At 56.5% G+C, this 26,359-nt stretch carries 22 protein-coding genes and 2 tRNA genes; 8 read left to right on the top strand and 16 right to left on the bottom strand.

Annotation, left to right across the window (positions count from 1 at the left end):
* Positions 1 to 105: 105 nt before the first annotated feature.
* The 5 genes from WG29040_RS09895 to WG29040_RS09875 all read left to right on the top strand — a co-directional run bounded on the left by WG29040_RS09895 (position 106) and on the right by WG29040_RS09875 (position 6,542).
* Positions 106 to 990, top strand: coding sequence for a Dyp-type peroxidase (locus tag WG29040_RS09895; protein ID WP_127196079.1), 885 nt, complete (start codon positions 106 to 108; stop codon positions 988 to 990).
* A 125-nt stretch (positions 991 to 1,115) separates the two neighbouring features.
* A complete protein-coding gene (locus WG29040_RS09890) occupies positions 1,116 to 3,947 on the top strand; it encodes an ATP-binding protein (RefSeq protein ID WP_127196078.1) in 2,832 nt (943 codons plus the stop codon).
* Positions 3,898 to 5,094 carry an EAL domain-containing protein gene (locus WG29040_RS09885; RefSeq protein ID WP_003439754.1) on the top strand — a complete coding sequence of 399 codons (1,197 nt, stop codon included), beginning with the start codon at positions 3,898 to 3,900 and terminating at the stop codon, positions 5,092 to 5,094. Before WG29040_RS09890 ends, WG29040_RS09885 begins: the two co-directional genes overlap by 50 nt.
* Positions 5,095 to 5,145: 51 nt before the next feature.
* On the top strand, positions 5,146 to 5,796 hold the full coding sequence (locus tag WG29040_RS09880) for a response regulator (RefSeq protein WP_010657330.1): 651 nt from the start codon (positions 5,146 to 5,148) through the stop codon (positions 5,794 to 5,796).
* Between the two features lie 101 nt (positions 5,797 to 5,897).
* On the top strand, positions 5,898 to 6,542 hold the full coding sequence (locus WG29040_RS09875) for a response regulator (protein ID WP_003439756.1): 645 nt from the start codon (positions 5,898 to 5,900) through the stop codon (positions 6,540 to 6,542).
* Between the two features lie 10 nt (positions 6,543 to 6,552).
* Here WG29040_RS09875 and WG29040_RS09870 read toward each other — a convergent pair whose 3' ends face one another.
* The 6 genes from WG29040_RS09870 to WG29040_RS09845 form a co-directional block, all read right to left on the bottom strand.
* Entirely contained in the window at positions 6,553 to 7,053 is a 501-nt protein-coding gene (locus tag WG29040_RS09870; protein ID WP_235972490.1) for a fimbrial protein, read from the bottom strand.
* A gap of 25 nt (positions 7,054 to 7,078) precedes the next feature.
* Positions 7,079 to 7,567 (bottom strand): fimbrial protein, encoded by a 489-nt coding sequence (locus tag WG29040_RS09865; protein ID WP_127196076.1) that lies wholly within the window; start codon positions 7,565 to 7,567, stop codon positions 7,079 to 7,081.
* 19 nt (positions 7,568 to 7,586) lie between these two features.
* Positions 7,587 to 7,955 (bottom strand): hypothetical protein, encoded by a 369-nt coding sequence (locus tag WG29040_RS24520; protein WP_256681536.1) that lies wholly within the window; start codon positions 7,953 to 7,955, stop codon positions 7,587 to 7,589.
* Between the two features lie 556 nt (positions 7,956 to 8,511).
* The gene (locus WG29040_RS09855) at positions 8,512 to 11,142 is read right to left on the bottom strand and encodes a fimbria/pilus outer membrane usher protein (protein ID WP_127196074.1); all 2,631 of its coding nucleotides are present in this window, start codon (positions 11,140 to 11,142) and stop codon (positions 8,512 to 8,514) included.
* A gap of 35 nt (positions 11,143 to 11,177) precedes the next feature.
* On the bottom strand, positions 11,178 to 11,876 hold the full coding sequence (locus WG29040_RS09850) for a molecular chaperone (protein WP_003439763.1): 699 nt from the start codon (positions 11,874 to 11,876) through the stop codon (positions 11,178 to 11,180).
* A 73-nt stretch (positions 11,877 to 11,949) separates the two neighbouring features.
* Positions 11,950 to 12,507, bottom strand: coding sequence for a fimbrial protein (locus tag WG29040_RS09845; RefSeq protein WP_010657328.1), 558 nt, complete (start codon positions 12,505 to 12,507; stop codon positions 11,950 to 11,952).
* A gap of 253 nt (positions 12,508 to 12,760) precedes the next feature.
* Here WG29040_RS09845 and WG29040_RS09840 point away from each other — a divergent pair, with 253 nt between their 5' ends.
* Positions 12,761 to 16,009, top strand: a complete 3,249-nt coding sequence (locus tag WG29040_RS09840; RefSeq protein ID WP_127196073.1) for a hybrid sensor histidine kinase/response regulator — start codon at positions 12,761 to 12,763, stop codon at positions 16,007 to 16,009.
* 33 nt (positions 16,010 to 16,042) lie between these two features.
* On the opposite strand, the gene WG29040_RS09835 is transcribed toward WG29040_RS09840, so the two are convergent.
* Complete coding sequence (locus tag WG29040_RS09835; RefSeq protein WP_256681535.1) at positions 16,043 to 16,816, bottom strand: GntR family transcriptional regulator; 774 nt, start codon at positions 16,814 to 16,816, stop codon at positions 16,043 to 16,045.
* A gap of 81 nt (positions 16,817 to 16,897) precedes the next feature.
* Here WG29040_RS09835 and WG29040_RS09830 point away from each other — a divergent pair, with 81 nt between their 5' ends.
* Positions 16,898 to 18,298, top strand: a complete 1,401-nt coding sequence (locus WG29040_RS09830; protein ID WP_127196072.1) for an FAD-binding oxidoreductase — start codon at positions 16,898 to 16,900, stop codon at positions 18,296 to 18,298.
* 186 nt (positions 18,299 to 18,484) lie between these two features.
* Here the strand turns inward: WG29040_RS09830 and WG29040_RS09825 are convergent.
* A tRNA-Met gene (locus tag WG29040_RS09825) sits at positions 18,485 to 18,561 on the bottom strand.
* Between the two features lie 171 nt (positions 18,562 to 18,732).
* Between WG29040_RS09825 and WG29040_RS09820 the strand changes: the two genes are divergently transcribed.
* Positions 18,733 to 19,950, top strand: a complete 1,218-nt coding sequence (locus WG29040_RS09820) for an MFS transporter (protein ID WP_029612974.1) — start codon at positions 18,733 to 18,735, stop codon at positions 19,948 to 19,950.
* Between the two features lie 17 nt (positions 19,951 to 19,967).
* On the opposite strand, the gene WG29040_RS09815 is transcribed toward WG29040_RS09820, so the two are convergent.
* The 8 genes from WG29040_RS09815 to lolB all read right to left on the bottom strand — a co-directional run bounded on the left by WG29040_RS09815 (position 19,968) and on the right by lolB (position 26,359).
* On the bottom strand, positions 19,968 to 21,041 hold the full coding sequence (locus tag WG29040_RS09815; RefSeq protein WP_003439782.1) for an aromatic acid exporter family protein: 1,074 nt from the start codon (positions 21,039 to 21,041) through the stop codon (positions 19,968 to 19,970).
* Between the two features lie 136 nt (positions 21,042 to 21,177).
* Positions 21,178 to 22,278: a redox-regulated ATPase YchF gene (gene ychF / locus WG29040_RS09810; RefSeq protein ID WP_003439789.1), complete on the bottom strand. Its 1,101-nt coding sequence runs from the start codon at positions 22,276 to 22,278 to the stop codon at positions 21,178 to 21,180.
* Positions 22,279 to 22,301: 23 nt separating this feature from the next.
* A complete protein-coding gene (gene pth, locus WG29040_RS09805) occupies positions 22,302 to 22,886 on the bottom strand; it encodes an aminoacyl-tRNA hydrolase (RefSeq protein ID WP_003439790.1) in 585 nt (194 codons plus the stop codon).
* Between the two features lie 166 nt (positions 22,887 to 23,052).
* Positions 23,053 to 23,643, bottom strand: a complete 591-nt coding sequence (locus WG29040_RS09800; RefSeq protein ID WP_003439792.1) for a 50S ribosomal protein L25/general stress protein Ctc — start codon at positions 23,641 to 23,643, stop codon at positions 23,053 to 23,055.
* Between the two features lie 140 nt (positions 23,644 to 23,783).
* On the bottom strand, positions 23,784 to 24,725 hold the full coding sequence (locus WG29040_RS09795) for a ribose-phosphate pyrophosphokinase (protein ID WP_003439794.1): 942 nt from the start codon (positions 24,723 to 24,725) through the stop codon (positions 23,784 to 23,786).
* Between the two features lie 45 nt (positions 24,726 to 24,770).
* Positions 24,771 to 24,845 (bottom strand) — tRNA-Gln (locus WG29040_RS09790).
* Positions 24,846 to 24,855: 10 nt separating this feature from the next.
* Positions 24,856 to 25,731: a 4-(cytidine 5'-diphospho)-2-C-methyl-D-erythritol kinase gene (gene ispE / locus WG29040_RS09785; RefSeq protein WP_127196071.1), complete on the bottom strand. Its 876-nt coding sequence runs from the start codon at positions 25,729 to 25,731 to the stop codon at positions 24,856 to 24,858.
* A gap of 1 nt (position 25,732) precedes the next feature.
* The gene (gene lolB, locus WG29040_RS09780) at positions 25,733 to 26,359 is read right to left on the bottom strand and encodes a lipoprotein insertase outer membrane protein LolB (protein WP_010657323.1); all 627 of its coding nucleotides are present in this window, start codon (positions 26,357 to 26,359) and stop codon (positions 25,733 to 25,735) included.

Raw genomic sequence — 26,359 nt, 5'->3', positions numbered from 1 at the left:
GCATTGCTATGCACACCTAGGGTAGCCCTTAACAAAAATAACCCCCCGATCTGCGAAAAGGCGCTGCTGCAGGGGTAAACTCCCGGCTTTCCTGAAGGAGTTTCTATGAGTCTTTACCAGCCTGGCATCCTCGCCAAACCCGTACCCTCCCAGGGGCGCTACATGTTTTTTGCCCTCAAGTCCGTAGAAGCACTGCCGGCAGCGCTCGACGTTCTGTCGCAGTGGGTGGATGGCAAAAGTGTAGTGGCAGGCTTCGGGTCGCCTCTGGTAATGGCCCTGGGCGCGAAAGTTCAAGGTTTGCGGGTGTTCCCGGCACTCAATGCCATGGTTGAAAACCCGTCGACCCAGCACGCACTGTGGCTGTGGTTGCTGGGTGATGACCGCGGCGAACTGCTGCATCGCAGTCAGAAGATCGAGACCGCGCTGGCGTCTGCGTTCAACGTGCTGCAAGTAACCGAAGGCTTCCGCTACGGCTCCGACCGTGACCTGACCGGTTATGAAGACGGTACCGAGAACCCGGTGGACGAAGCGGCGGTAGAAGCGGCCATCGTGGCCAATGCCGGCCCGGGCCTGGACGGTGGCTGTTTTGTCGCGGTGCAGCAGTGGCAGCATGATCTGAACGGTTTTGCCGCGCTGCCCCAGGCCGAGCAGGACAACATCATCGGCCGTCGCCTGAGCGACAACGAAGAGCTTGAAGATGCACCGGCTTCGGCCCACGTCAAACGCACCGCCCAGGAGAGCTTCTCGCCTGAAGCCTTTACCGTGCGCCGTTCCATGCCGTGGACTGAAAACGGCAAGTCCGGGCTGATGTTTGTCTCCTTCAGTCGCACCCTGAATGCCTTCGAAGTTCAGTTGCGTCGGATGAGCGGTCTTGAAGACGGCATCGTTGACGGCCTGTACCGTTATAGCCGGCCATTGAGCGGCGGTTATTACTGGTGCCCGCCGATGAAAGACGGGCGTATGGATTTGAGCGCGGTTCGCCCGGCTTAACCCTGTAGCGCATTTCTTGTAGGCGCCGCCGGACGCAGCCTGGTTCCTCGTCAGCTGCTACGGGGGGGAGTGCTTTCAGGAATTGTCTGATTATTTTTATCATGCCCCGGCCTCAGGCTTGGGGCATGAAATCCACTCCCCAAGCCGCCCGAAAACTTCTCCATCTTTTTGCCTGCGGCCTGTTAGTTGCGGTTTTCGCGAGCTCGTTCGTTTACCTGCGGGCAGTCTTCAACGAAGAAGTATCCCAGCGCCGCAGCGTCATGAACGAGGCAGTGTTCAACGCTCAGGATTTTTTCGTCAGCCGCCAGACCTTGCTCAAAAGTCTGGTCCTGGCAACGGTGCCGGACACCGCACTGTCTCAAACGCCTGACAGTGTCGATCCGCTGGAAGAGATAAAAATCAGTCTGGGCAGTGAAGCGGGCCATTGGAGCCTGTGGCTGACCCGACGCATGATGGACTATCTGTACGAGAGCAAAGTCAATCTGCTGTACGTCCCGCCAGCCGATCAACCCCAGGTGGTACGTCTGTTTGACGCATCCCCCGGTCTGGACCCCCTCTTGCCCCGGGTGGTCCTGCAACGTCTGGCCGAGGAGGGCGACAGGGCGTATTCCTTTGATGATGACCTCTGGCTGACCGACAACAAGGTCCTGGACTCCCCGTTCTATTTATTCGCACGCCTTGATAGCCGCAACCTGTCTTCCGGCTGGTTGGGCATTGAAGTTGAGGTCCCGGACCTGATCGAGGCTTTACGCAGTGATAGCGCTGGCGATTTCATGTTGCTGGACGGTCAGGGGCAGATCATTTTCACCAATGCCGCGCAGTCCACCCTGGTGGATTCATTACACGCCCTGGAAGCCAGAAACTCGTTTGGCTTTATTGGTTCAGGGTGGTTGCCCGACAGCCTGGCGATCCGCAAAAAACTGGGTTATTCAGGCTGGCAAATCGTCTATGCCGTGGACATTAAATCGTTGCTGCCAGTATTGGGCTGGCCTTTGGCGGTGTGTGTGCTGTTGTTCATTGCCGTCTGCATCGGGCTGCGCTTTTTGATCGTGCGCATCGACCGGCGCCTGATTACTCCGGGTGAAAACCGTATCCAGGCGCTGGTTGAAAGTGAGGCCTTCAGTCGAGCTGCCTTGCAGGTCGCGCCGGTCGCCTTGTGCGTCATTCGCCGCACGGACGGCACGGTGGTGCTGGAAAACTCGCTTTCGCAACAGTGGCTGGGCAGTAGCAGTGAGCGTGGCAAGTTGTGCCATGGCTGGATTCATCGCGCTTTCGACGAGTCCGACCTGAGCAACAGCGATGAAATCGAGATGGAAGATGGTCGTCTTCTTTACCTCGCGTTTGCACCGACCCGTTACAAGAGTGAAGACGTGCTGATTTGTGCGTTCAGCGACATAAGTGCGCGCAAACAGATAGAAGTGACGCTGGAGCGTGCCCGGCAGCTGGCGGATCGGGCCAATGAGGCCAAAACCTTGTTTCTGGCCACCATGAGCCATGAAATCCGTACGCCTTTGTATGGTGTTTTAGGCACCCTTGAATTGCTGGCGCGCACCGATCTCAACGATCAGCAAAACAACTATTTAAAAGCCATCGAACGCTCTTCCGGCAATCTGTTGCAGCTGATTTGCGACGTACTGGATGTGTCGCGCATTGAGGCGGGCCAACTTCAGCTTGAACTCAACACCTTCAGCCCGATGGAATTGATAGAGGAGGTGATTCAGGGATACAGCGGTGCTGCTCAGGCCAAGGGCCTGCAGCTGTTTGCCCTGATTGATTCGACGGTGCCCGAGTGGCTCAGCGGGGATGTCACCCGTATCCGCCAGATCCTCAACAACCTGCTCAACAACGCCCTGAAATTCACCGACTACGGAAAAGTCGTGCTGCGCCTGAAAATGGACAGCCGCGATGATGAGCGGGTCATGTTGCACTGGCAGGTTTCGGATACCGGTAAAGGGATCGCCCATGAAGAACAGGCCCACTTGTTCGAGCCCTTTTATCAAGTGGAGTCTGCCAAGCACGTGGTCGCGGGTACGGGGCTTGGGCTTTCTATCTGCAAGCGTCTCATGCACTTGATGAACGGCACCATGCGGTTGGTCAGCGAGCCGGGCCTGGGCAGCAGCTTTACCCTGCATTTGCCCTTGGTACAGGTCAAGGCGCCTTCGCGCCTGAGCCCCTTGGGCGAATTGTCTTCCAGTGTGGTGTATGTGGTTTCGCCCCTGCGCGAGCTGGCTGAATGTTATTGCGCCTGGTTACGACGCTGGGGCGCACGGGCTCATCTGGGAGCCCCGAAGCAGGGCGATGCCTGTGACGATGGGGTGTTGCTGGAACTGCACCCGGGCTGTGCCCGGCAATTGCTGGAGCCCGACTGGACGGGGCCGCTGGTGGTGGCCGCCAGTCACAGTTCGCAGCCACTCTCGACTGCCAATCCTTGCTGGCACGCCGACCTCAACAGCTTGCAGGACGTATACCGCGCCCTGTGCGAGGCGCAGGGCATGCGCACAGACAGTCATTTAAAAACGGGAGCCGCCAGGGCAGAGCTCAATCTCGGATTACGAATCCTGGTTGCGGAAGACAACGTCATCAATCAGCTGATTTTGCGTGACCAGCTCCAGGAGCTGGGCTGCACAGTGACATTGGCCAGTGATGGTCTGGAGGCGCTCGAGCTCTGGCAGCACGGGACATTCGATCTGATTTTGACCGACGTCAACATGCCAAGAATGAACGGTTATGAGCTGGCCACCCGATTACGGGCCATGAATATTACTGAGCCAATCATCGGAGCAACGGCCAAGGCCATGCCCGACGACTCCGAGCGTTGCCTGAACGCCGGGATGAATCACTGCCTGATCAAGCCTTTCACGTTGCACACCCTATACAACTGTCTTCAGCACTTTAAAGGAGGATCCAGTGAAGCCCTATCGTGTACTGGTCGTCGAGGATCATCCCTTTCAGCATGAGTATTTACTGAATGTATTCAGCGAAGTGGGGGGCTTTGCAGTTGACACCGTTTGGGACGGCGCGGGTGCCCTGCAATGCCTGGCCCGTAATGACTATGACCTGCTGCTCAGCGATTTGCTGATGCCGGGCATGGATGGCGTGCAATTGATCCAGAGGATTGCGGCCCTGAAAAAAACACCGGCGCTGGCGCTGATGAGTGCCTCGTCGCGGCGAATGTTGATCAGTGCGGGCCTGGCGGCGAAAAACCTGGGTATTACAGTGGTCGGCCTGATTTCCAAGCCGGTGGAAATCAATGCCGTCATGCGTTTGAAAGAGCGTATGGCGATCTTCCGGCTCAACGGCGCCATGGACCCTGCGCAGGGTATACAGGTCGATCCGCAAAGTATCGAAACGGCCATGGGCAACGGCCAGATCCAGGCGTGGTTCCAGCCCAAGAAGTCTCTGCGCGACGGCAATATTCTCAGCGCTGAAGCGCTGGTCCGTTGGGCTCACCCCGAAGTCGGGCTGTTATTGCCCAAGGACTTTCTTGCGCTCTTGATCAACCAGGGGCTGGAGGAGCGACTGCTGTGGCTGATGCTCGAGCAAACATTGCAGGCACAAAGAAAGTGGCGCGAGCAGGGCTGGGATATCCCGGTTTCCATCAATTTGCCTACTCACTTGCTGGACAACCACGATCTGGCCGACCGCTTGCGCGATTATGTGATGGCCGATGGCGGCGAGCCGCGCAGCATCGTGTTTGAGCTGATGGAAAGCTCAACCACAGAAGAGCTCAGTAACTACTATGCTGGCGCCTGTCGCTTGCGCATGATGGGTTTTGGCCTGGCCCAGGATGACTTCGGCAAGGGTTTCAGTTCCTATTTCAACCTGGTCTCAACCCCCTTCAGCGAACTCAAGATCGACCGTTCGCTGGTGCATGGCTGTGTTGAAAATGAAAATCTGGCCTCGGCCCTGCGCAGTCTCGTGGAGCTGAGCCGAAAGCTGGGCCTGACGGTGGTTGCTGAAGGGGTCGAGACACAGGCAGAACTTGCATTCTTGCGTAGCATTGAGTGTGATCAGGCCCAGGGATTCCTGATCTGCGGCGCCGTCTCATGCACAGATTTCGAAACCCTGTTGCTCGAAGACAGCTCCTGGCCAACCTGCAACTAGCCCCTGCAGGGCATTCCCGCTTTAGTTGCGTCATCAATATGGAGTCAGGCAATGCGCGAGTTAAAGGTTGTGATTGCCGACGATCACCCGGTGGTCCTGGTGGGGCTTCGGGAAGTGATTCAACGGGACAAGTGTTTCAATCTTGTCGGCGAAGCCCTGAATTCGTCGCAACTGGTAGAGCAGCTGGTAGTGCATCAACCTGCCTTGTTGATTACCGACTTCAACATGCCCGGTGATGAGACCTTTGGTGATGGACTGCAGCTGATCGAGTACCTGATTGAACATTTTCCGGGGGTGAAAATCCTGGTGCTGACCATGGAGAGTAATCCGCTGATTATTTCTCGCTTGCTGGAAATGGGCGTGGCGGGAGTGATTGCAAAAAATCATATCTATCAAGAAATAGGTAAAGCGCTGAATGCTCTGGCCAAGGGCCGGCCCTATGCCGGGGCGGCGGCTCCGGCCACGTCGGTAATCACCAACCTCAAGGTCATTGATGAGCGTTTCTCCACACTGTCACCCCGCGAAGTTGAAGTGCTGCAGCTGTTTGTGGCCGGCAACAGCGTGGGGGACATCGCCCGTCAGTTAAATCGAAGTGTCAAAACAGTCAGCACACATAAAGTGTCTGCGATGCATAAGCTGGAAGTGCTGAATGACCATGCTTTACTCACTTACTGCATAAAGGCTGACCCGTGGAACCTGTAGTCGTTGCCCGGGCACGGGGCTGCGAATGGCACGAAAGAACCCGACAGATCACAGTCCCATAGGGGCATGCGACTACACAGAAAGTTGGAGTTAGGTAAGCCATGGCGCAAATGAAAGTCTTGTTGGCCGATGATCACCCGATTGTGTTGATGGGGGTGCGTGAAATCATCGAGCGCGACCCGCGTTTCAAAGTGGTGGGCGAGGCGCTGAGTCCGTCCGGATTAATCGAAAAGATTTCGCTACTGCGTCCTGACGTGATTATCACGGACTACAACATGCCGGGTGATGAACATTACGGCGATGGCTCGCGTCTGGTGGAATACCTGCGCCGGCACTTTCCCGAGCCGCGGATCATAGTGCTGACAGTGATTTCCAATCCGCAGGTTTTGACCTGGTTGTATGACTTGGGCATCAGCGGGGTCATATCCAAGAGCTCGGGGCTGGAGCAGATTCTGGTCGCACTGGATGCGTTCTATCGGGAGGGGCATTACCAGCAAGACATGCCTGAGGGTACGTCGAGTGAGGAGCTGGATGATGTTGCGCAAAGGCTCAGTCAATTAACCGTCAAGGAATTCGAGGTCCTGCGACTGTTTGCTTCTGGCATGGCGGTCGGGGAAGTTGCGCAGAGCCTGAACCGCAGTATTAAAACGATCAGCACCCTGAAGATTTCGGCAATGCGCAAGCTTGATGTCGACAATGATCAGGCGTTGCTGATCCTGTGCCTCAAAGCCAATCTGTTCACCTGACCGAGCGGGTTTACTGGTAGATCATTTCCATCAACAGCGTTGAACTGTAGCTGCCGACTGCGGGCATTTGATTGCCGATCCTGACTGGCCGCACCGAGAGCTTGAGCTTTAACAGTGTGTCTTCAACTGCGAAGGCATGCTGTTCACCCAGGGTCAAATCCACCGTGTTGACGCTGCTGCTGACATCACTCAGGCGGGTTTTCAACCCCACTCGGTCAAGGGTGGTGCGCAGCGTGTTGCTGTCAAACGAACCATTGCCCGCGCTAAAGCGCAGCAGCACCTGGCTGCCTTTGAGGCATTGAAAGTTCAAGTCCACATCAGTCCATTCAGAACTGTCTGCGCTCAGCACACTCAGGCTCGCCTTGGGGATATCCACACTCTGCGACGTCGGGAAACTTGCCGTGCAGGGCGGTTTTATCAGGGTGCCGGTAATATCGAGCCGGCTGGCCTCCTCGTCGCCATACGCTGTGCTGCTGCACAGCGTTACGCTCGCCAGCAGTGCTGCAATCATGCTGCCTCTGGCCTGCATGAACATCTCACAGGTACTCGAGGGTAATGACCGACGAACCGGTGAAACTACCCTCGGTCTGTGCGGCGATAGCAATCAGCTTGGCGGTCAAGCCAAGGTTTACGGTGCCGCTTTGATTGGTCAGGTTGCGTTTGGTGCCGGTGACGTTGGCCACGGAGTTGTCACTTTTCCACGACAACATATACACAAGGTTGGTCTTGCTGGTAGTCGCATAAGTGGTGGAGCCTGAATAGACGCCCGAAGCCTTGATGCTGACGTTCAGTGCCGAGTTGGCCGGGCAGTTCAGAGTGACCGGAATATCCACGCTGCTGGCGCTGTTTATCAGGTCGGTACGGATGCTGCCAAAGTTGGCGGTCAAGGTTTTGCTGCTGGTCAGGGAGCAGGGGGCTTTGGTCAGGGTGCCACTGACGTTGATGGTGACGGTGTCGTCTGCATACGAAGAGGTGCATGCCAGACCAGTGAGAAGGGCTGCAGCCAGTGATAAGCGCAAGTTCATGATCGGTTCCTGTGGTCATTCAGAGGTAGTTGATGTTGAGGGTGTATTGGCTGGTGAAACTTCCAGTGGGTGAAACACTGGTATTCAGACGCGGCCGGAAACCCAGGCGAATGGTATTGGCGCCTGTGGTCAGGTTTAGCGTACGCGGACTGTTGAAGGTCACGGCAGAGTTGTTATCGGCCCAGGTGGCGGCCATCGACAGGCCGGCCAGGGTGGTCGCCGAAACCCCGGGGCTGCCACTCACAGCGCTTTGCTTGGGCACCAGCGTGGCAGTTGCCTGGGTGCCGCGGGTGCAGTTCAGCGTGACATTGGCCAGTTGCTGCGAGGTCGCGAAGTCATTTGAATTCAAAGTACCAAACGGCAAGTTCAACGTACTACTTGACCCCATGGTGCAGGCTGGGTTGATGACGCGTAAATTAATGGTCAGCGTTTGAATTTTATCGACGTAGCCTTCGTAGCCCTTGATTGAAGTACTTGTCAGTAAGAAAGTGGTTGAATGGTCCCCGGTCGTACTGGGTGACCATCCTTCAGCCTCTAGGTTGTAAGTAACGACGGTGCGCACGGGCAAAGGCCTGCATTCACTACTTGAGGTAGGTAAGCAATCCGTTGTTGCAGTGCCCCACGCATACATAGGGATTCCTCTGAAATCACCCTCAGTCTTTCTTAAACTGAGAAGAAACCCTGGTGTAAATTGCTCCCTCTGGGAAGACAGGGACGATCCATACGGAAAGTTGCGCGTCACTGTACATGTGCCGGTCATGGGGACCTTTACCCATGTCGAGCGTTCTACATCCCCCAAATTCACAACCGTGGGACTTGTCGGGTTACACGACAGGTTGTTTTGAATCAAGGCAAAGGCCTGTTGGGAGCCCAGACTTAACAGCAGGCCAAGCAGCAGTAAACTGCGTCCCACCCAGCGCGAATCAGGTCGCGTGATTGTTGAGTTATGCATCGGGAGTACCTTGAGTGTCTGTATGGGCGGCCGACGGGGTATCGCAACTGATCTGCAGTTGGCCGATGCCCGTGTCTGACAGCGTGTAATTGTTCAGGTCCAGATCTGTGGCGCACCACTGCCGGCCGCTGACATTGATCACCAGTCGCGACTTTTCGGGTACGCCGGTCAGAAATACCCGACCCTTGTCTGCCACCATGGCGTTGCTCAATAAGGTGCCGTCCAGTCCATAAACCTGAGCCTCGGCAGCAAAGGGTGCCGGCTTGCCATCTTTGGCGCTGAGGCTGATCAACAGGCGGCGACCGTTGCGGGTCTCGAAGTTGGCCAGTACAAAAGCGCCACGATTGGGGGTCACTTCCTGCACCAGTTGCTCGACGTCGGTGTTGTCCGATAACGAGTCGGTATCGAGCGCTACCTTGTTTTTGCGGTAGGGCTGGGCAGAAGAAATAATCGTGTAACCGCTGCTGTTGGTTTTGACCCCGCTTTTGGTCAGCACACCGACGTCCCCGGCACCGGGCGTGGCCACGATGATGTTGGTCTCGCCCAAAGGCTGGGTGAACATCAGGGTGTCACCGGTGGCGACGATCGCACCCTCCACGCCATAGTCCGTCTGGCGGGTGTTCTGGTCCTTGTTGTAAGACCCGTGCCAGATGGCATTGGCCGCGTTGTAACGGGCGGCAACCGAACCGCCGAGCAAGCGCTCGTCGTCACTGACTTGCTGATTGATGCCCAGGTTGTAAGACAGGGTGTCGTTGGGGAAATACGAGCCGCTGAAGGTGGCGTTGCGACTGGCATTGCCGCTCGAATCCTGACTGTTGCTCAGGCCCAGACGGCTGCTGCTGCCCGGATCGCCCAAGGGAATGCTCACGCTCAACGATACGCTGCGAATGTCATCACCGACGCCGCTGTTCTGCGCCAGGCCCAGGTTGTAGGACGCGCGCCCGACACTGAAGCTGTAGCCCAGTTGCACCGAGGTATTGCTCTTGGCCAGGTTCCAGTAATCGGTTTTGGTCAGGTTGGCGTACATGCCGCCATAGGAGCCGAATTGCTGCGATACGTTGGCGGTAAAGCTGCTTTTCATATGGCCGCTCAAGTACGGGGTATACATCGCACTTTCGGTCAGTGTCTCGTCCACATAGGGTTCGAGGGAGTTGTTGGCGCGCGCATTGATCGCTTCGTTAAAGCTGTAATAACCGCTGGTGGAGTAGCGGTAGCCAATCAGGCTGAAGCTGGTGTCGGTCAGATCGATGGACTTGGAATAACGAAAACGAAAAGACTGCCCCGACAGGGTCTTGGAGTCCGGGCCCATGTCGTCGCTGATGGCATGGGTCACGTCCAGCGAAATGGCGCCGAAACCCGAAAAGTCGTGGGCAAAGCCCGCCAGCACGGAGTGGTACTGTTCACTGACGATGGTGCCACCGAACAGGGTGGTACCGTCAGTCAGACCCCGGCGGTAGGTGCCTTGTACAAAGCCCGGCTTTTGCGGGTTCAATGCACCGTCTGCAGGGCGATACTGGCCGGCGGTCACGGCGTAGCTTTGTTGACCTTCGCGCAACATGTAGGGCACGGACGAGAACGACTGGACATACACCTGACGCTCGCCATTGGGGCCTTCAACCGTGACTTCGATATCACCGTTGCCCGAGGTCGAGTACAGATCCTTGAGCGCAAACGGGCCGGACGGCACCCACTGCTCGCTGATCACATAGCCGCGCTGGCGCAACGTCACCAGCGAGCGGCCATTGGCCACGCCACGAACTACAGGCGCGAAGTTGCGCGAGTCATCCGGCAGCATGTCCAGGTCAGAAGCAATGCCCACACCGCGGTAGGAAATCGTGTCAAACAGATCGCTGTCGGTTGAGCTTTCACCGACAGTGGCAATCGCCATCAGGTTGCCCAGGTCCCGCTGCACATAGGTGTCCACGGACTTCCAGTTGCCATCGACGTTGGTACTCTTCTGCCAGGTCGAGAAGTTGCGAAAGCGCCAGGCCCCGCTATTGAAACCGCTGTGCACACTGCCGAACTGGGACTGACGATTGCCGTACTGGCTCTCGTAGTGGCTGCCTGAAAAGTTATAGTTGGCAAAAGCGACTTGCTCGCCATCGCTCCAGCTTTTACGGCGGGTAGCGAATGGAATGCTGCCGATATAAGCCTGGGGCACTTGCAGGTCAAGCTGCTGTTTATTGAAGTCGTAGTCATAGGTGATACCGGTCAGGTCGCCCTGGAAGTACACACAGTTGTCAGCACTGATCTCAGTGTTTTTCAGGCGCTCGGGGTCAACGCCAAAATCAGTCAGGGCCTGAAGGCTGAAGCAGGGAAACAAGCCTGAAGGGGTCGATGTCTGGCTCGGCGTTTCGCGGACAAACTGCAAGTCGCGCTGTTCGAGATAACGATTGCTCAGTGACAGGTCGACACGATAAATACCCGGAAGTTGGCTTTGGCTCATGGCTTTTACTTGCTCGGCTACTTCGGCCGAACTGTTGCCGCCACCAATTTCCAGAAAGGAAGAATCGAAGCTGTAGTCTGCGCGAACGGCAGTCGTTGTGAGACTGATCGCACTGAGGGACAGAAGACCCCAGTAGTTTATTCGGCGCGCGAAGGCGCACATGCGCAATCGCAGCATGAGAGAGTTCTTCCAGTCGGCGTGTAGTTCAGTATTCAGCGAGCAATAACAGGTGTTGTCTTGACCGTACTGCCGTATTCGTTGATGTAGCTGAATTCGAGGGTGTCGCTGTTTTTAAACGGTATTTTTGTAGTAATGGAACTGCCGGGTTTTATGACTTCGGGCAGGCCTGTGCTGGCGTTGTTGTTAATCAGCAGTTCACTGACTACCACGTTATAGCCCGACGGGTTATGCACACTTAAGTGGCCGCCATCCGCTCGCCATTGAAGCCCTTCAACGGCTTGTACCAACGTGCCTTTCAAGTCGGCAGGGCGGTAGAACAGTTTGATTGTGGTCTTGAGTGCAATTTGCAGCACGTTTTGATTGCGTTGTTCTTCACTCAGGGCCGGGATGGCTTTTACGTTGAGAAAAAACAGGCTTTCTTTATCGGTGGGCAAGTTTTGCGCGTTGGTCGCAATTACCCGCAAGATATTCTGGCTATTGGCATCCAGGCGAAACAATGGCGGGGTGATGATGAATTCATCTGCGCTCTCATCCGGTTTGTCGAATGTGCTGACCCAGGATTGCACCAGATACGGTACGCCGTCGTCACCGGAGTTTGAGAGTGAAAGATTGGCTTCCTTGTCTTTGCTTTGATAAATAACCCGCGTAGAGCCGACATTGACGCCTGCTTGAATCTGGGGCAGCCAAAAGACCGCTGCCAGTGTCAACAAGGCTGCAATTTTTAAACGCATGAAGGGTGTCCTCTGTTTAACCTAACGACCGAGCTCGCGATTGAACGCGAGCTCTTTCGTTTAAAAACATGAATTACTTGTAAGTAACGTCGAAGCTGGCCAGGGCGTTAACTTTACCGGTACCGATACCGCTCACTTCTTCAGTGTCTGCCGCCAGACGTACATAGGAAGCGGTGAAATCGAAGGTGTTGCCTTGAGGGCGCAGTACGTAATCAGAGCTGGCGGTGTTCAGTGCCAGTTTGGAGCCGGTGCGTGCATCGTTGATCTGAATGCCGACGCCAGTGATCTGGTTCTCACCGGTCATGCCCAGTACGGTTGCATCAGTAACGGCTTGTTGGCCGCTGAACTTGATGGAGGCGTTTTTCAGGGTTGGGCCGCTGCAGTTCTCCAGAGAGATGGAGAACGGAGTGGCGCCGGCTGTAGAGCCAACAGTGCTGGCGAAGTCAGCGATACGAACCTGGCCCATATCAACGGATTTCTTCACGCTTTCGCTGTTGATGGTGCATGGGTTGTCGTTGATGACGCCGGTGAATTCAACCTGGCCGTCAGCCGCTTGAGCAGTCGCCGCTGCCATGACGATCAGCATCGAAGAACCACAAAGTGCCGTGTATTTGCCTATTTTTTGAAACATGGGAGACGTCCTTTACAAACAGATGAAGTGTGATATTCATTTTAAGTGTCAGCCTGACAGCGGCGTGCCGCAGCAGGTGTTGCACAGGATGCAGCTGAACGTGGAATAGCCCCATCAGACGATTCCTGTTCGTCGTTTCAAGCGTGGTCCAGGGCGGGCAAAGTGCTGTTTTTTGTAGCTCTAAAAGTGCGTAGATACCTTGGCAGCTAGTGGGCTTGCCAGGCTCCATCCAGCTGAATGACGGCGCTGAATAATGAAGCAAGCAAAGGTACGTCTCGGTGCACTGGCATTGAGTTCATTGCGACTGAACAAGCTGTTGCTCCTGCTGACCGGACTTGCCCTGTTGCTGGTGGGCATGAGTTATTGGGCCGTTAACCGTTTGTTGATGGAGGAACGCGAAAAGACCGAATTCCACTTCGCACGGTTGATTGAAAGTATTCATGAACACGAAGACTTTTTACGCATTGGCGCTGAAAGTTATGACCACGCCAGTGGCAACTTTTCGATGGACAACAAGCCGCGCTCGCACATTGAATTGATGCGTCAGGACAACGAAGTTTTATTTCAAAACCGGGACACGGCCAAGTCCCTGCCGTTTACCGTCAGTCAGCGCGACACGTTCAGCCTGGATGATATGCAGGGGGTTTATTCGTTTGGCGTACAGTTGACCGATCTGTTCACGGCTTACTGGTCCGATTCTTATTATTCGGCACCGCAAGTGTTTGTCTTTTCACCCACCGCCCAGTTTTCCATTGCCGTCCCCGGTATTGATGGCACCCGCCAGTACCCGCTGTTGTTCAAGGATAATTTCTTTGCAGTGACCAAGCGTTTGTACGACGCGTTTTTGCCCCGGCGTCAGGCGCTCAACAGTGATCAAGTGTTGTGGATGAAAGCTCCGCTCGAGCTCATTCAGAAGCGCAAATACATAGTGGGCGCTATCAAGGTCAATCTTCCCCAGCGCTTTATGCAGGCGGCTAACGAGGGGAGTTCGGTGATTCTCAGCGCCTTGCTTGATGTCAGCGATGTGAGTGACCTTGAACGCTTGTTGATGCGCCCCACCAACAGTCGCCTGACCCTGATCTCTCCTGCTGGCGACGTGTTGTTGGGTGATGCTCGGAATGTCGAAGAGCTGGCGCCCGGGCTGAGTTTTACCCGTGACGGTCTGCGCTTCAAATTGACCTCAGGCGGGGCCGACCCCTGGATCGGCCTGTACGCCATCACGTATCAGAACTTCTTTGGCTATGCGAAATGGCCCTTGATGGGCGCGGCGGGCCTGTTTGGGTTGTTCGTCCTGATTGGCTGGCGCGTCAACCGCTGGTATCGGGTGCGGATCATCGAGCCTGCTCAGCGCTCCAGCCAGTCCCTGGCTGAAAGTGAAGAGTTCAATCGGGTCATGCTCGATAACGCGCCCGTTGGCCTGTGCGTGGTAGAGCGTGCAACCGGCGTCATATTGCTGGAGAACCAGCGCGCGCAGCAGTGGCAGGGCACACCTGAACTGATTGCCTTGTTGAAGCGTGATTATGCCGAACGCGAGCCGGGTGAGGTCCAGCTTGAAGTGGCCGGGCGTTATCTGCAGGCCTGTTTCGCATTCGCCCGCTACAAGGGCAGGGATGTGGTGCTGTGCGGTTTCAATGACATCACCCGGCATGTGGATGACGCCAATCTGATGGAGCAGGCAAGGCTCGCGGCCGATGAAGCCAGCAAGGCCAAGACCCTGTTTCTGGCCACCATGAGCCATGAAATCCGCACCCCTCTGTACGGGGTGCTGGGCAATCTGGAGCTACTGGAGCTCACGCCTCTGAATGAGCGCCAGCACGAGTACCTGAAAACCATTCAACGTTCATCCGCCGTTCTGTTTCAGTTGATCAGCGATGTACTGGATGTATCCAAGATCGAGTCGGGGCAAATGGCGGTACAAGCCCAAGCCTTTTGCCCACTGGATTTACTTGAAGATTGCGTGCGCAGTTACTCGGCGGCAGCGAGCAATAAAGGCTTGAAGCTGTTCGCCTGTGCGGACGCAAACTTGCCGCCACTGGTATGCGGGGATGCAGTGCGTATCCGGCAAATCATTAATAACTTGCTGAGTAACGCGATCAAGTTCACCGATTCAGGCCGGGTTGTTCTCAGGCTCAAAGTGACCGCCATTGAACCGGACCATGTGTCGCTGCAGTGGCAGGTTTCTGATACCGGTATCGGTATCAGCGAGCAGCAACTGACCCGCCTGTTCAAGCCTTTTTCCCAGGTCGGTGGCAGCGAGCGGGCAGGCGGGGCAGGGCTGGGTTTGTCCATCTGCTCGCGGTTGAGTGAAATGATGGGCGCCAACTTGCGGGTGGTCAGTGAGCCGGGACTTGGCAGCAGCTTCTCATTACAGATGTCCTTGCCCGTCATTGCCGGCGCGCTGGTCAACAGTGCAGACATTGATCTGCGCAATGTGAATATCCATGTCCGTGCGCCGCTCAAGGATATCGGCCAGAGCCTGGTTGACTGGTTGTGTGCCTGGGGCGCGCGGGCGCAGTTATTGCCGGTCTCGGAAGCTGAAGACCGGGATGCGATCCTGCTGGATATCGTCACGGGTTCCACGCAATCGCAACAAGCTGCGGGTGAGCGCGTCATTGCGACTGCGTCGGGCCGCAGCCAGGCGCAAAGGACGGCTCGGGGGTGGGAGGTCAATGCGTATGACATCCGTGCGATTGCCAGAACCTTGATGCAGGTGGCGCAGGGAACTGCACCGCAGCTGAGCGCCACTGTGCCGCAGCCGCAGGCAAGTCTGGAGTTGAATGTGTTGGTGGCCGAGGACAATCCGGTCAACCGCGAAATCCTCAAGGAGCAGCTTGAAGCCCTGGGTGTTCGAGTGACATTGGCAGAGGATGGCGAGCAAGCCTTGGTGCGCTGGAGCGAAGGCTCGTTCGATCTGGTGATCACCGATGTGAACATGCCCAGGCTCGACGGTTATCAGTTGACCCGGCGCTTGCGTGAGCTTGATCCGGCTGTACCGATTATCGGTGTGACCGCCAATGCCATGCGTGAGGAGGGTGAACACTGTCTGGAAGTCGGGATGAATGCATGGCTGGTCAAACCCTTGAGCCTGAGCACCTTGCGCCAGACCCTGTGCGCTTATTGCCCGCAGACAACGCAGGCCCCTGCGCCCGTGCTGGAATCCGCCGCCAGGGCTGAACCCGCAGACGACCTTGAAGGCTGGATTACGCTTTCGCCGGCCATGCATCGCCTGTTTATCAGCACCCTGCAGGAGGACCTGACCCAGGCCGGGCTGGCGCTGCAGCAAGGCGATAGCGCAACACTGGTCAGTTATGTGCATCGAATCAATGGTTCATTTGCCACGGTCTGCGCGGTCAATCTGGCGGCGGCATGCAATGAGTGTGAAATCGCCTTGCTGCGAGAGTCCTTGAACCCTGAGTCAGCTGTGGCGATCAAGGCATTGCTTAACCGCCTGCACGGCGTGGTGGCGAGGATGGTTGAAGGGGAGCTGTACCCTGAAGGTTAGCGATGCAGGCTGAGAGCGGGTTCGGCCCGCTCGCTACAAACGCAGCTTGCGACGGATTCTTTCCACCCGGTCACTGTTAGGGCCCGCCAGCTCCTGGCGCTCGCGCAGGGTTGCAATGTAACTCTCGCGGGTTCGCAGGATATGGCGGCTGAGCAGGGTCGCCAGCGCGCCATGCTTGCCCGCCTCGGCGAGCTCGATCATCTGCCAGTGATCGTTGAACGAACGGTCCGGCTCATGCCGGGCGCGCCGGGCCAGATGCGTACGCAAGGCCGCGACACGGCCCAGGTTGCGTTCGTAGGCGTCCACCAGATAACGGTTGGCGCTGAACTTGAAAAAACTCAAGTGGAACTCGGTGTCGGCAGCGCCGTAGGCCAGCCTGTCATCCTGCTCCAGCGCCATGATCATCTGTGCCAGGGCATCGCGCAGTGCCTGCAGGGTGGCCTCGGGGTTACGCTCAAGCGCACGACGCGAGGCTTCGACCTCCAGGGTCACACGGTGCTCGCAGAGCTCGACAATGTCGTCTTCGGTCGGGCTGAACACGTAGCTGCCGGATTTGGCCACCACGTTCACCAGGCCCTCGGTCTGCAACAGCGCCAGGGCTTCGCGAACCGGCGTGCGGCTGACCTCGAAGGCGGCGGCCAGACTTTCTTCGGACAGCGCCTCGCCCAGGTCGAAACGCGCCGAGACAATGGCTTCACGGATCTCATTGGCCAGACGCATGGCGAGGGACTTTTCTACGGATTTGCTCATCGGATCTACGCAGGTTTTGTTCGCCGAGCCATGGCTCAAGGCTGTGTGGGGCATCATGATAACGGAACATCAGCTTTAAACTTGTATACTAGTTGTTGTACCTTAGATTCGTCCCCCAACAATAATATGGACGTTTCAATGGCCACTTCCCAAGCGCTTCAGTCATCTTCTTTGCCCATCTTGCTCGATGCCTTGCGCGAGCTGCTCGGTGAGCGTTTAAGCACCAGCCGTGCCGAGTGCGAGCAGCACGGCCGTGGTGAGTCTTACCACCCGACCTTGCCGCCGGACGCGGTGTGCTATGCCGAGTCCACAGCCGAGGTCGCAGCCATCGTCAAGCTTTGTGCCGCGCAGCGGGTGCCGATCATCGCCTTTGGTGGCGGTACTTCACTGGAAGGGCATGTGGGCGCCACCCGGGGCGGGGTTTGCATAGACCTGAGCCGCATGCAGCGGATCATTACCGTGCGTCCTGATGATCTGGATGTGACCGTCGAAGCGGGCGTCACGCGCATGCAGCTCAATGCCGAACTGCGCACCACCGGGCTGTTCTTTCCGGTCGACCCCGGAGGCGAAAGCACCCTGGGCGGCATGGCGGCAACCCGCGCATCAGGGACCAATGCCGTGCGCTACGGCACCATGCGCGAGAACGTATTGAACCTCACCGTAGTACTCGCCGATGGCCAGGTGATAAAGACCGGTGGCCGCGCGCGCAAGTCGGCAGCAGGCTACGACCTCACCCGCTTGTTTGTCGGTTCGGAAGGCACGCTGGGGATCATCACCGAAGTCACTCTGCGGCTTTACGGCATTCCGGAAACGACGTCAGCGGCCGTCTGTACCTTCCCCACGATCGCGGCGGCGGTGAGTTCGGTGGTCTCCATCATTCAGTACGGCATCCCGGTGTCGCGCGTTGAGCTGCTGGATGCGCGCACGGTGCAGGCGGTCAATCGCTTTTCGAAGATGGCGCTGGCAGAAACGCCGACCCTGTTTTTCGAGTTCGCCGGCACCCCGGCCAGTGTGGCGGAGCAGGTAGAGCTGACTCGCGAGATTGTCCAAAGCAATGGTGCGCTGGGGTTTGAGGCAGCAGCGGATGCCGATGCGCGCAATGGCCTGTGGCGTGCCCGGCATAATGTGCACTATGCGATGCAGTCCATGCGGCCAAATGCCCGGATCTGGAGTACTGACGTGTGTGTACCGATTTCGGCGCTGACCCGATGCATTACCGAAACCGCCGAAGATGTCGCCAGGGTCTCTTTTTTCGTCGGGGTGGTGGGGCATGTGGGGGATGGCAACTTCCACCTGGGGCTGGTGGTCGATCCGGATAACGAGGCAGAAATGGCCGAGGCCGAAGCGCTCAATGAGCGTGTGGTGGAGCGCGCCATTGCATTGGAGGGTACGTGCACCGGTGAACACGGCATTGGTTCGGGGAAGATCAAGTACATGGACCTGGAGCACGGAGCGGCAGTCGGTGTCATGCGCCTGATCAAACAGGCACTGGACCCGCTCGGCCTGATGAACCCGGGCAAAGTCTTGCCTGAGGCTTGATGCTGGAATTTCAGGCCAGCCACTTCAGTGCTGTTGATGATGGTGCCGAAAGAAAGGGGAGCAGGCGTGGCGTTTTCCGGTTTGCAAGAGCGAGGGCAAAACCAATACCCCAGACACAAGAAAGCCCGCACTAGGCGGGCTTCTTGTTGGTTCGATTTCATCTTGCGATGAGCCTGAACCGGTGTTTGGTGGCTACACAGGGACTTGAACCCCGGACCCCAGCATTATGAATGCTATGCTCTAACCAACTGAGCTATGTAGCCAATGGCGCGCATTATTCCCTCGTACTGGACATGTGTCAAGCAAATATCTGAAATTTTTCTCTGTGCTATCAATTGCTTAAGGATTTCATGCCTGGAATGGAAATCTTCTGTAAAAAAATGGCACATTGACGCACCTGCAAGTGCACATTCACCTGTTGTCCGGAAACTAAAATGTCCCTTAGCAACGCTCAAACAAAAACAACCGAGTCCCCCTCTGTCCCGCAATCCAGCCCCTTAGTCATGCGCATCATCGGTGCCGTGGCGCTGGCGCATCTGATCAATGATCTGATCCAGGCGGTACTGCCGTCGATCTACCCGATGCTCAAGGCCAAATATGACCTGACATTTACCCAGATCGGTCTGATTACCCTGACGTTCCAGCTCACCGCTTCGCTGTTGCAGCCCTGGGTCGGTTATTACACCGACCGTCATCCCAATCCGCTGCTGTTACCCGCGGGCATGGTGTGCACCCTGATCGGGATTTTGATGCTGTCCCAGGTTGGCAGTTTTCCGCTGATCCTGGTCGCAGCGGCTTTGGTGGGTGTCGGTTCGTCAACCTTCCACCCCGAAGCTTCCCGGGTAGCGCGACTGGCATCAGGTGGGCGTTATGGTCTGGCGCAATCGACTTTTCAGGTCGGCGGTAATGCCGGCTCTGCCTTCGGTCCGCTGCTGGCGGCGGCGATCATCATTCCTTTTGGCCAGGGCAATGTGGCCTGGTTCGGCCTGTTTGCGCTGTTCGCCGTAGGGCTGCTGTACGTCATCAGTCGCTGGTACCGCAATCACTTGAACCTGTTCAAGCTCAAAGCCGGTCAGAAGGCCACCCACGGCCTGTCAAAGCAGCGTGTCATCGGTGCGCTGGTGGTATTGGGGCTGCTGGTGTTCTCCAAGTACTTCTACATGGCGAGCCTGACCAGCTATTACACCTTCTTCCTGATTGAAAAGTTCGGCGTATCGATTGCCAACTCGCAGATGTATTTGTTCCTGTTTCTCGGAGCGGTTGCGGCGGGTACGTTCTTTGGCGGCCCCATTGGTGACAAGATCGGCCGTAAGGCGGTGATCTGGTTCTCGATTCTGGGTGTGGCGCCGTTCACCTTGCTGCTGCCCTATGCCGACCTGTTCTGGACCAGCGTCCTGAGCGTCATTATCGGCTTTATTCTGGCTTCGGCCTTTTCAGCCATTGTGGTGTACGCGCAGGAACTGGTGCCGGGCAACGTGGGGATGATCGCCGGCATCTTCTTCGGCCTGATGTTCGGCTTTGGCGGCATTGGTGCTGCATTGCTCGGCCATCTGGCTGACATTCACGGCATCGAATACGTTTACACGCTGTGTTCATACCTGCCGCTGTTCGGAGTGCTGGCGATCCTGTTGCCACGAACCAAAAAAGTTTGATCAGTAGCAGCCAGGGGTCATCGAGTATTTTCGATGACCCTTTTTTCGTCTGTTTGCGTGGTAAAGCCAAACGTCAGCAGGGCACTTTCAACGGTGCTCATGTGCTGTAAGCACAGTTGCCACGGTGCGGAAACCGCATCGGCCAGCTGATCTTTGGACACCGCCACCAACTCTGGCCGCTCATCATCCCTGGCGATGGATGCACATCCTGCGGCGACGTTGCTCAGCCGCTCGTGCAGCGAGGCCGGTGGTGGCCCTTGCTCCTTGCGCAAGGCGTCGGCAAAGGCTTCGGCGAACAGCAGGGAGCTGGCGTACAGGCGCACGGCGTGACGTTCGTAACGCCCGGCAATGTCCTTTACCTCACGGGATACAAAGCGCCCGCGCAGCGTCCAGCGCGCGGTGTTGCGAGCCATGCTGATACCGTTTTCCAGGGCAATCAGGCTGTCGTGAGCGCGAGAGAAGATCTGCACCGCACTTTGAGCCTTGGCCGCGTCCTTTGCTTCGAGGGCCTGAAGACTTTTGCTGAAGCCCGAGGCGAGTTTTTCCAGCAGGTCTTTTGCCGAGCTATCAATGATTCCGATGGGGTTGGGCGTAAGCAATATCTGGCTGAAGATCAAGCCCACGGACGCACCGACCACCACATCCAGCATGCGCACAAAGCCTGCGCTTTCAGGGCCGACGGCCAGCATCAATACTGCAGAGACCCCGGCTTGAATCGGCACCACGGGGCCTTGGCCGTAAAGGGCTGCAATGGCGATAGCAAAGAACGTGGCAAAGCCGATTCGCAGCAAGGGGTAGGAGTCCGGCAGCCACAAGGCGGCCTCGCCCACGATAATCCCGGTGGCTACCCCCAGCATCAAACCCAAGGCTTGCTTGCCATGGCTGGGCAGGCCGGGGGCCAGGCAGACGACGGCGCTGATGGCGGCAAACACCGGGTGCACATGGCCAAAGAAATATTTGGCGAGAATCCAGGCCAGTGCAGCCGCGATGGCCGATGCCAGAGCGTCGCGCCAACCTGAGGCCCAACGTGTTTTGACTTTGTCTGCAATGGAGTCTGCATAGTTACTGAGGGATTTGGCACTGGGGATCATCGATGCTCCCGATCTTGGTGAAGGATGGCATTAACCATAGACCCTTACTGCCCGGCAGAGTGCGGGAGGGCGCCTGAACAAACCCGGGACCAAAAAAAACCGCGCCTGGGCGCGGTTTTTTTATACGTGTGGTGTTTTACACGTTGAAGCGGAAGTGCAATACGTCGCCGTCTTTAACGATGTATTCCTTGCCTTCCAGACGCCATTTACCGGCTTCTTTCGCACCGGCTTCACCATTGAACTTGATGAAGTCGTCGTAGGCGATGACTTCGGCACGGATGAAGCCTTTTTCGAAGTCGGTATGGATCACGCCGGCAGCCTGCGGAGCGGTAGCGCCCACTTTCACGGTCCAGGCGCGTACTTCCTGTACACCGGCAGTGAAGTAGGTTTGCAGGTTAAGCATTTCGTAACCGGCACGGATCACGCGGTTCAGGCCCGGCTCTTCAAGACCCAGGGCTTCAAGGAACATGTCCTTTTCTTCGCCGTCATCGAGCTCGGCAATCTCGGCTTCGATCTTGTTGCAGACCGGAACCACGATCGCGCCTTCTTCTTCGGCAATGGCTAGCACTACGTCGAGCAACGGGTTGTTTTCGAAGCCGTCTTCAGCCACGTTGGCGATGTACATCACCGGCTTGGTGGTCAGAAGGTGGAAGCCTTTGATGATTTGTTTCTCATCGGCGTCCATGTTCTTGATCAGGCTGCGTGCCGGCTTGCCCAGGGTGAAGTGGGCAATCAGCTGCTCCAGCAGGGCTTTTTGAGCGACTGCGTCCTTGTCACCGCCTTTGGCGTTGCGCGCGACTTTCTGCAGTTGCTTTTCGCAGCTGTCGAGGTCGGCGAAGATCAGCTCAAGGTCGATGATTTCGATGTCGCGCTTGGGGTCAACGCTGTTGGAAACGTGGATCACGTTTTCGTCTTCAAAACAGCGGACTACGTGAGCGATGGCATCGGTTTCACGGATGTTGGCCAAAAACTTGTTGCCCAGGCCTTCGCCTTTCGACGCGCCGGCCACCAGGCCTGCGATATCGACGAACTCCATGGTGGTGGGCAGTACGCGCTGGGGTTTGACGATGGCAGCCAGTGCCTCCAGGCGTGGGTCGGGCATCGGCACGATACCGGTGTTCGGTTCGATCGTGCAGAAGGGGAAGTTCTCGGCCGCAATACCAGACTTGGTCAGGGCGTTGAACAGGGTGGACTTGCCGACGTTAGGCAAGCCGACGATGCCGCAGTTAAATCCCATGGTGTTTCCCCTCGGATAAAGAGTCAGGCCTTCTGGCTGTGCAGGTTTTTCATCGCACGGTTCCATTCCCCGGCGAGGATATCCGGCAGCACGCCGAGGGCAAAATCGATGCTGGCGTCCAGTTTTTCCTGTTCGGCGCGAGGCGCTCGACCCAGAACAAAATTGGACACCATGCTGGCGACGCCTGGGTGGCCAATGCCGAGCCGCAGACGGTAGAAATTATTGTTGTTTCCCAGTTGCGCAATGATGTCGCGCAGTCCGTTATGACCTCCATGGCCGCCGCCCAGTTTGAGCTTGGCAACGCCGGGTGGGAGATCGAGTTCGTCGTGGGCCACCAATATGGATTCAGGCGCAATGCGGTAGAAACCGGCAAGCGCCGCAACGGCTTGGCCGCTTCGGTTCATATAGGTGGTGGGAATCAACAGACGAACATCCTGACCCTGGTGGCTGAAACGCCCGGTCAGGCCAAAATACTTGCGGTCCGCAACGAGGTTGACCCCGTTTGCCGACGCGAGACGCTCAACAAAAAGGGCCCCTGCGTTATGCCGGGTCTGTTCGTATTCGGTGCCTGGATTTCCCAGGCCAACGATCAGTTTTATGGCGGTCACGACAAGGGCCCTTCTATGGAGTTGTGGATAACATCGCCACTGACAGTTAGCGGCGAAAGCGGACAAAAAAGCGGGTTTACATGAGTAAACTTCGCGATCTTGTCCGCTTTACTCGCTGCGTGTTAGCTCGCGATGTTTCTCATAACTCCAACGACAGAGTAATGAATTACTCTGCGTCTGCTTCTGGTGCAACGCGTGGCGCGTGAACGTTGGCTACTGCCAGGTCGTTACCGTGAGCCAGAGCTACGAACTCAACGCCTTTAGGGGCGGTGATGTCAGACAGGTGAATGATCGAGCCGACTTCGGCGTTAGCCAGGTCAACTTCGATGAATTCAGGCAGGTCTTTTGGCAGGCAGCTAACTTCGATTTCAGCAACAACGTGCGAGATCTCGCCGCCTTTCTTGATCGGAGCAGCTTCACCGATGAAGTGAACCGGTACGATTGCAGTCAGCTTCTGACCAGCAATAACGCGTACGAAGTCAGCGTGCATCACGTGGCCTTTAGCCGGGTGACGCTGCAGAGCTTTGATGATTACGTTTTGCTTGACGCCGCCAACGGTCAGTTCGATAACGTGGCTGTAAGCAGCTTCGTTTTCGAGCAGTTTGGCAACTTCTTTAGCCAGCATGCTGATGGATTCAGGGGCTTTTTCGCCACCGTAAACTACAGCTGGAACCAGGCTTGCGAGACGACGCAGGCGGCGGCTCGCACCTTTCCCCAGGTCGGAACGCACTTCAGCATTCAGAGTAAAATCGTTCATGTTGTATCTCCAAAATAACCACATCCGGCCTAGCGTTTGCGACCAGCGCTATGGACGGTATGGGCAAAAAAGCCCCGCCCCAACAGGCTGCTGGGGCGGGGCGCTTTTCGTCAGCGGGATGTCAGAGAAGGGCAGGGCCCTTATCGGAACATCGCACTGATCGATTCTTCGTTGCTGATGCGGCGAACCGCTTCAGCCACAACCGGTGCGATATCCAGTTGACGGATACGCGTACAGGCTTGTGCGGCAGCGGACAGCGGAATGGTGTTAGTCACCACCAGCTCATCCAGCATGGAATTTTCGATATTCTCAATTGCCCGACCCGACAGCACAGGGTGTGTGCAGTAGGCGAACACTTTGGAAGCGCCATGCTCTTTCAAGGCTTTAGCCGCATGGCACAGAGTGCCGGCGGTATCGACCATGTCATCAACCAAAATACAGGTACGCCCTTCGACATCACCAATGATATGCATCACTTCCGAGTGATTGGCTTTCTCACGGCGTTTGTCGATGATACCCAGATCGACGCCCAGGGATTTGGCAACAGCACGTGCACGCACGACGCCGCCGATATCCGGGGACACAATCATAAGGTTTTCAAAGCGCTGATCTTCGATGTCATCCACCAATACTGGGGAGCCATAGATGTTATCTACAGGAATATCGAAGAAACCCTGAATCTGGTCAGCATGCAAATCAACCGTGAGAACACGATCGATGCCGACTACGGTAAGCATGTCAGCGACAACTTTTGCGCTGATAGCCACACGTGCGGAACGCGGACGGCGATCCTGACGGGCATAACCAAAGTAAGGAATAACAGCAGTAATACGAGTAGCTGAGGAGCGGCGGAAGGCATCAGCCATCACGACGAGTTCCATCAGGTTATCGTTGGTCGGAGCACAAGTCGGCTGAATGATGAAAACGTCTTTACCGCGGACATTTTCATTAATCTCAGCGGTAATTTCGCCGTCAGAAAATTTTCCGACAGAGATGTCACCGAGTGGGATATGCAGCTGACGTACGACACGCCGAGCCAGATCGGGGTTAGCGTTCCCCGTAAAGACCATCATCTTGGACACGCGCAGTACCTGAAGGCTGAGGGTAACCTGGATGAGTATAAGAAATGGCAGGGGCGGCTGGATTCGAACCAACGCATGGCAGGATCAAAACCTGCTGCCTTACCGCTTGGCGACGCCCCTGTATCTGTTGCTACGAGTACCGTGTACCCGTTTCCTTTGCCAGATCTTGTAGCTTGCGATGCAACATCGAAACGTTGCTTCCTTTTGCTACAAACCCTGTAAGGGTGTCTGTCAGAAGGTGCAGCACTTTATCAGCATCTGCTTCGTTTGGGAAGGCCCCAAATATACAACTTCCAGTTCCAGTTAATTTTGCTTCGGTATATTTACCTAGCAAATTCAAAGCGTTACGTACTTCTGGATAACGCTCCTTAACTACTGCTTCGCAGTCGTTTCGGCTGTTTCCCTTGGGAACGGGGCGCACTTTAATGGGCAAAGAGTCACGTGTCAACAAAGGATCTGAAAATATTTCTGCAGTACTTACAGATACTTGCGGGACAAGTACTAAATACCAGGGTTCTTCCGGATCAACTGGTGTAAGAATTTCGCCAACACCTTCAGCGAAAGCGGCGTGGCCGCGTACGAAAACCGGGACGTCAGCCCCCAGGCTCAGGCCCAGTGCTGCAAGTCGATCGAGGCTCCAGTCCAGTTGCCAAAGATGATTGAGTCCCAGCAACGTGGTTGCCGCATTTGAACTGCCGCCTCCGATGCCGCCGCCCATGGGCAAGACTTTTTTGATCCGGATGTCTATTCCCAGGGAGCCGCCGGATTGTTCCTGAAGTTTTTTTGCCGCCTTCACGATCAGGTTTGCATCGTGCGGGACTCCGGGAAAATCGGTGTGCAGGCAGATAACGCCATCATCACGTACTGAAAACGTCATTTCATCGCCGTAGTCGAGGAATTGAAACAGCGTTTGCAGTTCGTGATAGCCATCTTCGCGACGGCCGAGAATGTGCAGCATCAAATTCAGTTTCGCCGGGGAGGGCAAAACCAGAGCATCTTTTTGCATGTCATTGACCTAACTGACGGGGTTGCCAATCTTTAACCACTAGGGTGACGTCCAGATCCGGGCCATGCAGCTTGACCCGCTCGGGCAGCCAGAAGCCGTTCTGTTCGACGTAGCTTAAATATTCGATTTTCCAGCCATCCTGCTCCAGATTCGCCAGGCGGCTATCGGCATTCAGGGTCACGCGACTTTTGCTGTCCGGTGCTGGCAAGCCGCGCACCCACCACACCAGATGTGATACCGGCAGGCTCCAGCCCAACTGTTCGCCCAGCAATTCTTCGGGCGAAGTCGCTTCATAGCGGCCCTGATTGGCGACTTCCAGACTGACCTTTCCGGGACGACCGGTCAGGCGGGCAGCGCCCCGGCCCAGCGGGCCCGACAGGCGAATATCGTAATAGTCCTGACGTTGCAGCCAGAACAGCGTGGCGCTGCCTGAATCCTTTGGTGCGCGAATTCCGACCTTGCCGTTGATTTGCCAGCCGTCGAGTTGGGTCAGTTGCTGTTTATGTTCTGACCACAGGGCCGGGCTGCCGTGGCCCTCAACCGATTCACGGGCGCCAAAACCCGCGCAGCCGGCGAGGAGGGCAATCAGGCCAAAGACAATCAGGTGACGCAGATGACGAAATAACAT

This window comes from Pseudomonas sp. PAMC 29040 (genome assembly GCF_003994535.1).
GTDB lineage: Bacteria > Pseudomonadota > Gammaproteobacteria > Pseudomonadales > Pseudomonadaceae > Aquipseudomonas > Aquipseudomonas paraversuta.
Note: the sequence above shows the minus strand (reverse complement) of the source record. Positions and strands in the feature narration are given on the sequence as shown.

Coding starts and splice junctions, on each gene's coding strand:
- WG29040_RS09895 (WP_127196079.1), top strand. CDS start 106: ATGAGTCTTTACCAGCCTGGCATCCTCGCCAAACCCGTACCCTCCCAG.
- WG29040_RS09890 (WP_127196078.1), top strand. CDS start 1,116: ATGAAATCCACTCCCCAAGCCGCCCGAAAACTTCTCCATCTTTTTGCC.
- WG29040_RS09880 (WP_010657330.1), top strand. CDS start 5,146: ATGCGCGAGTTAAAGGTTGTGATTGCCGACGATCACCCGGTGGTCCTG.
- WG29040_RS09875 (WP_003439756.1), top strand. CDS start 5,898: ATGGCGCAAATGAAAGTCTTGTTGGCCGATGATCACCCGATTGTGTTG.
- WG29040_RS09870 (WP_235972490.1), bottom strand. CDS start 7,053: ATGATTGCAGCACTGCTGGCGAGCGTAACGCTGTGCAGCAGCACAGCG.
- WG29040_RS09865 (WP_127196076.1), bottom strand. CDS start 7,567: ATGAACTTGCGCTTATCACTGGCTGCAGCCCTTCTCACTGGTCTGGCA.
- WG29040_RS24520 (WP_256681536.1), bottom strand. CDS start 7,955: ATGGGGTCAAGTAGTACGTTGAACTTGCCGTTTGGTACTTTGAATTCA.
- WG29040_RS09855 (WP_127196074.1), bottom strand. CDS start 11,142: ATGCTGCGATTGCGCATGTGCGCCTTCGCGCGCCGAATAAACTACTGG.
- WG29040_RS09850 (WP_003439763.1), bottom strand. CDS start 11,876: ATGCGTTTAAAAATTGCAGCCTTGTTGACACTGGCAGCGGTCTTTTGG.
- WG29040_RS09845 (WP_010657328.1), bottom strand. CDS start 12,507: ATGTTTCAAAAAATAGGCAAATACACGGCACTTTGTGGTTCTTCGATG.
- WG29040_RS09840 (WP_127196073.1), top strand. CDS start 12,761: ATGAAGCAAGCAAAGGTACGTCTCGGTGCACTGGCATTGAGTTCATTG.
- WG29040_RS09835 (WP_256681535.1), bottom strand. CDS start 16,816: ATGATGCCCCACACAGCCTTGAGCCATGGCTCGGCGAACAAAACCTGC.
- WG29040_RS09830 (WP_127196072.1), top strand. CDS start 16,898: ATGGCCACTTCCCAAGCGCTTCAGTCATCTTCTTTGCCCATCTTGCTC.
- WG29040_RS09820 (WP_029612974.1), top strand. CDS start 18,733: ATGTCCCTTAGCAACGCTCAAACAAAAACAACCGAGTCCCCCTCTGTC.
- WG29040_RS09815 (WP_003439782.1), bottom strand. CDS start 21,041: ATGATCCCCAGTGCCAAATCCCTCAGTAACTATGCAGACTCCATTGCA.
- ychF (WP_003439789.1), bottom strand. CDS start 22,278: ATGGGATTTAACTGCGGCATCGTCGGCTTGCCTAACGTCGGCAAGTCC.
- WG29040_RS09800 (WP_003439792.1), bottom strand. CDS start 23,643: ATGAACGATTTTACTCTGAATGCTGAAGTGCGTTCCGACCTGGGGAAA.
- ispE (WP_127196071.1), bottom strand. CDS start 25,731: ATGCAAAAAGATGCTCTGGTTTTGCCCTCCCCGGCGAAACTGAATTTG.
- lolB (WP_010657323.1), bottom strand. CDS start 26,359: ATGTTATTTCGTCATCTGCGTCACCTGATTGTCTTTGGCCTGATTGCC.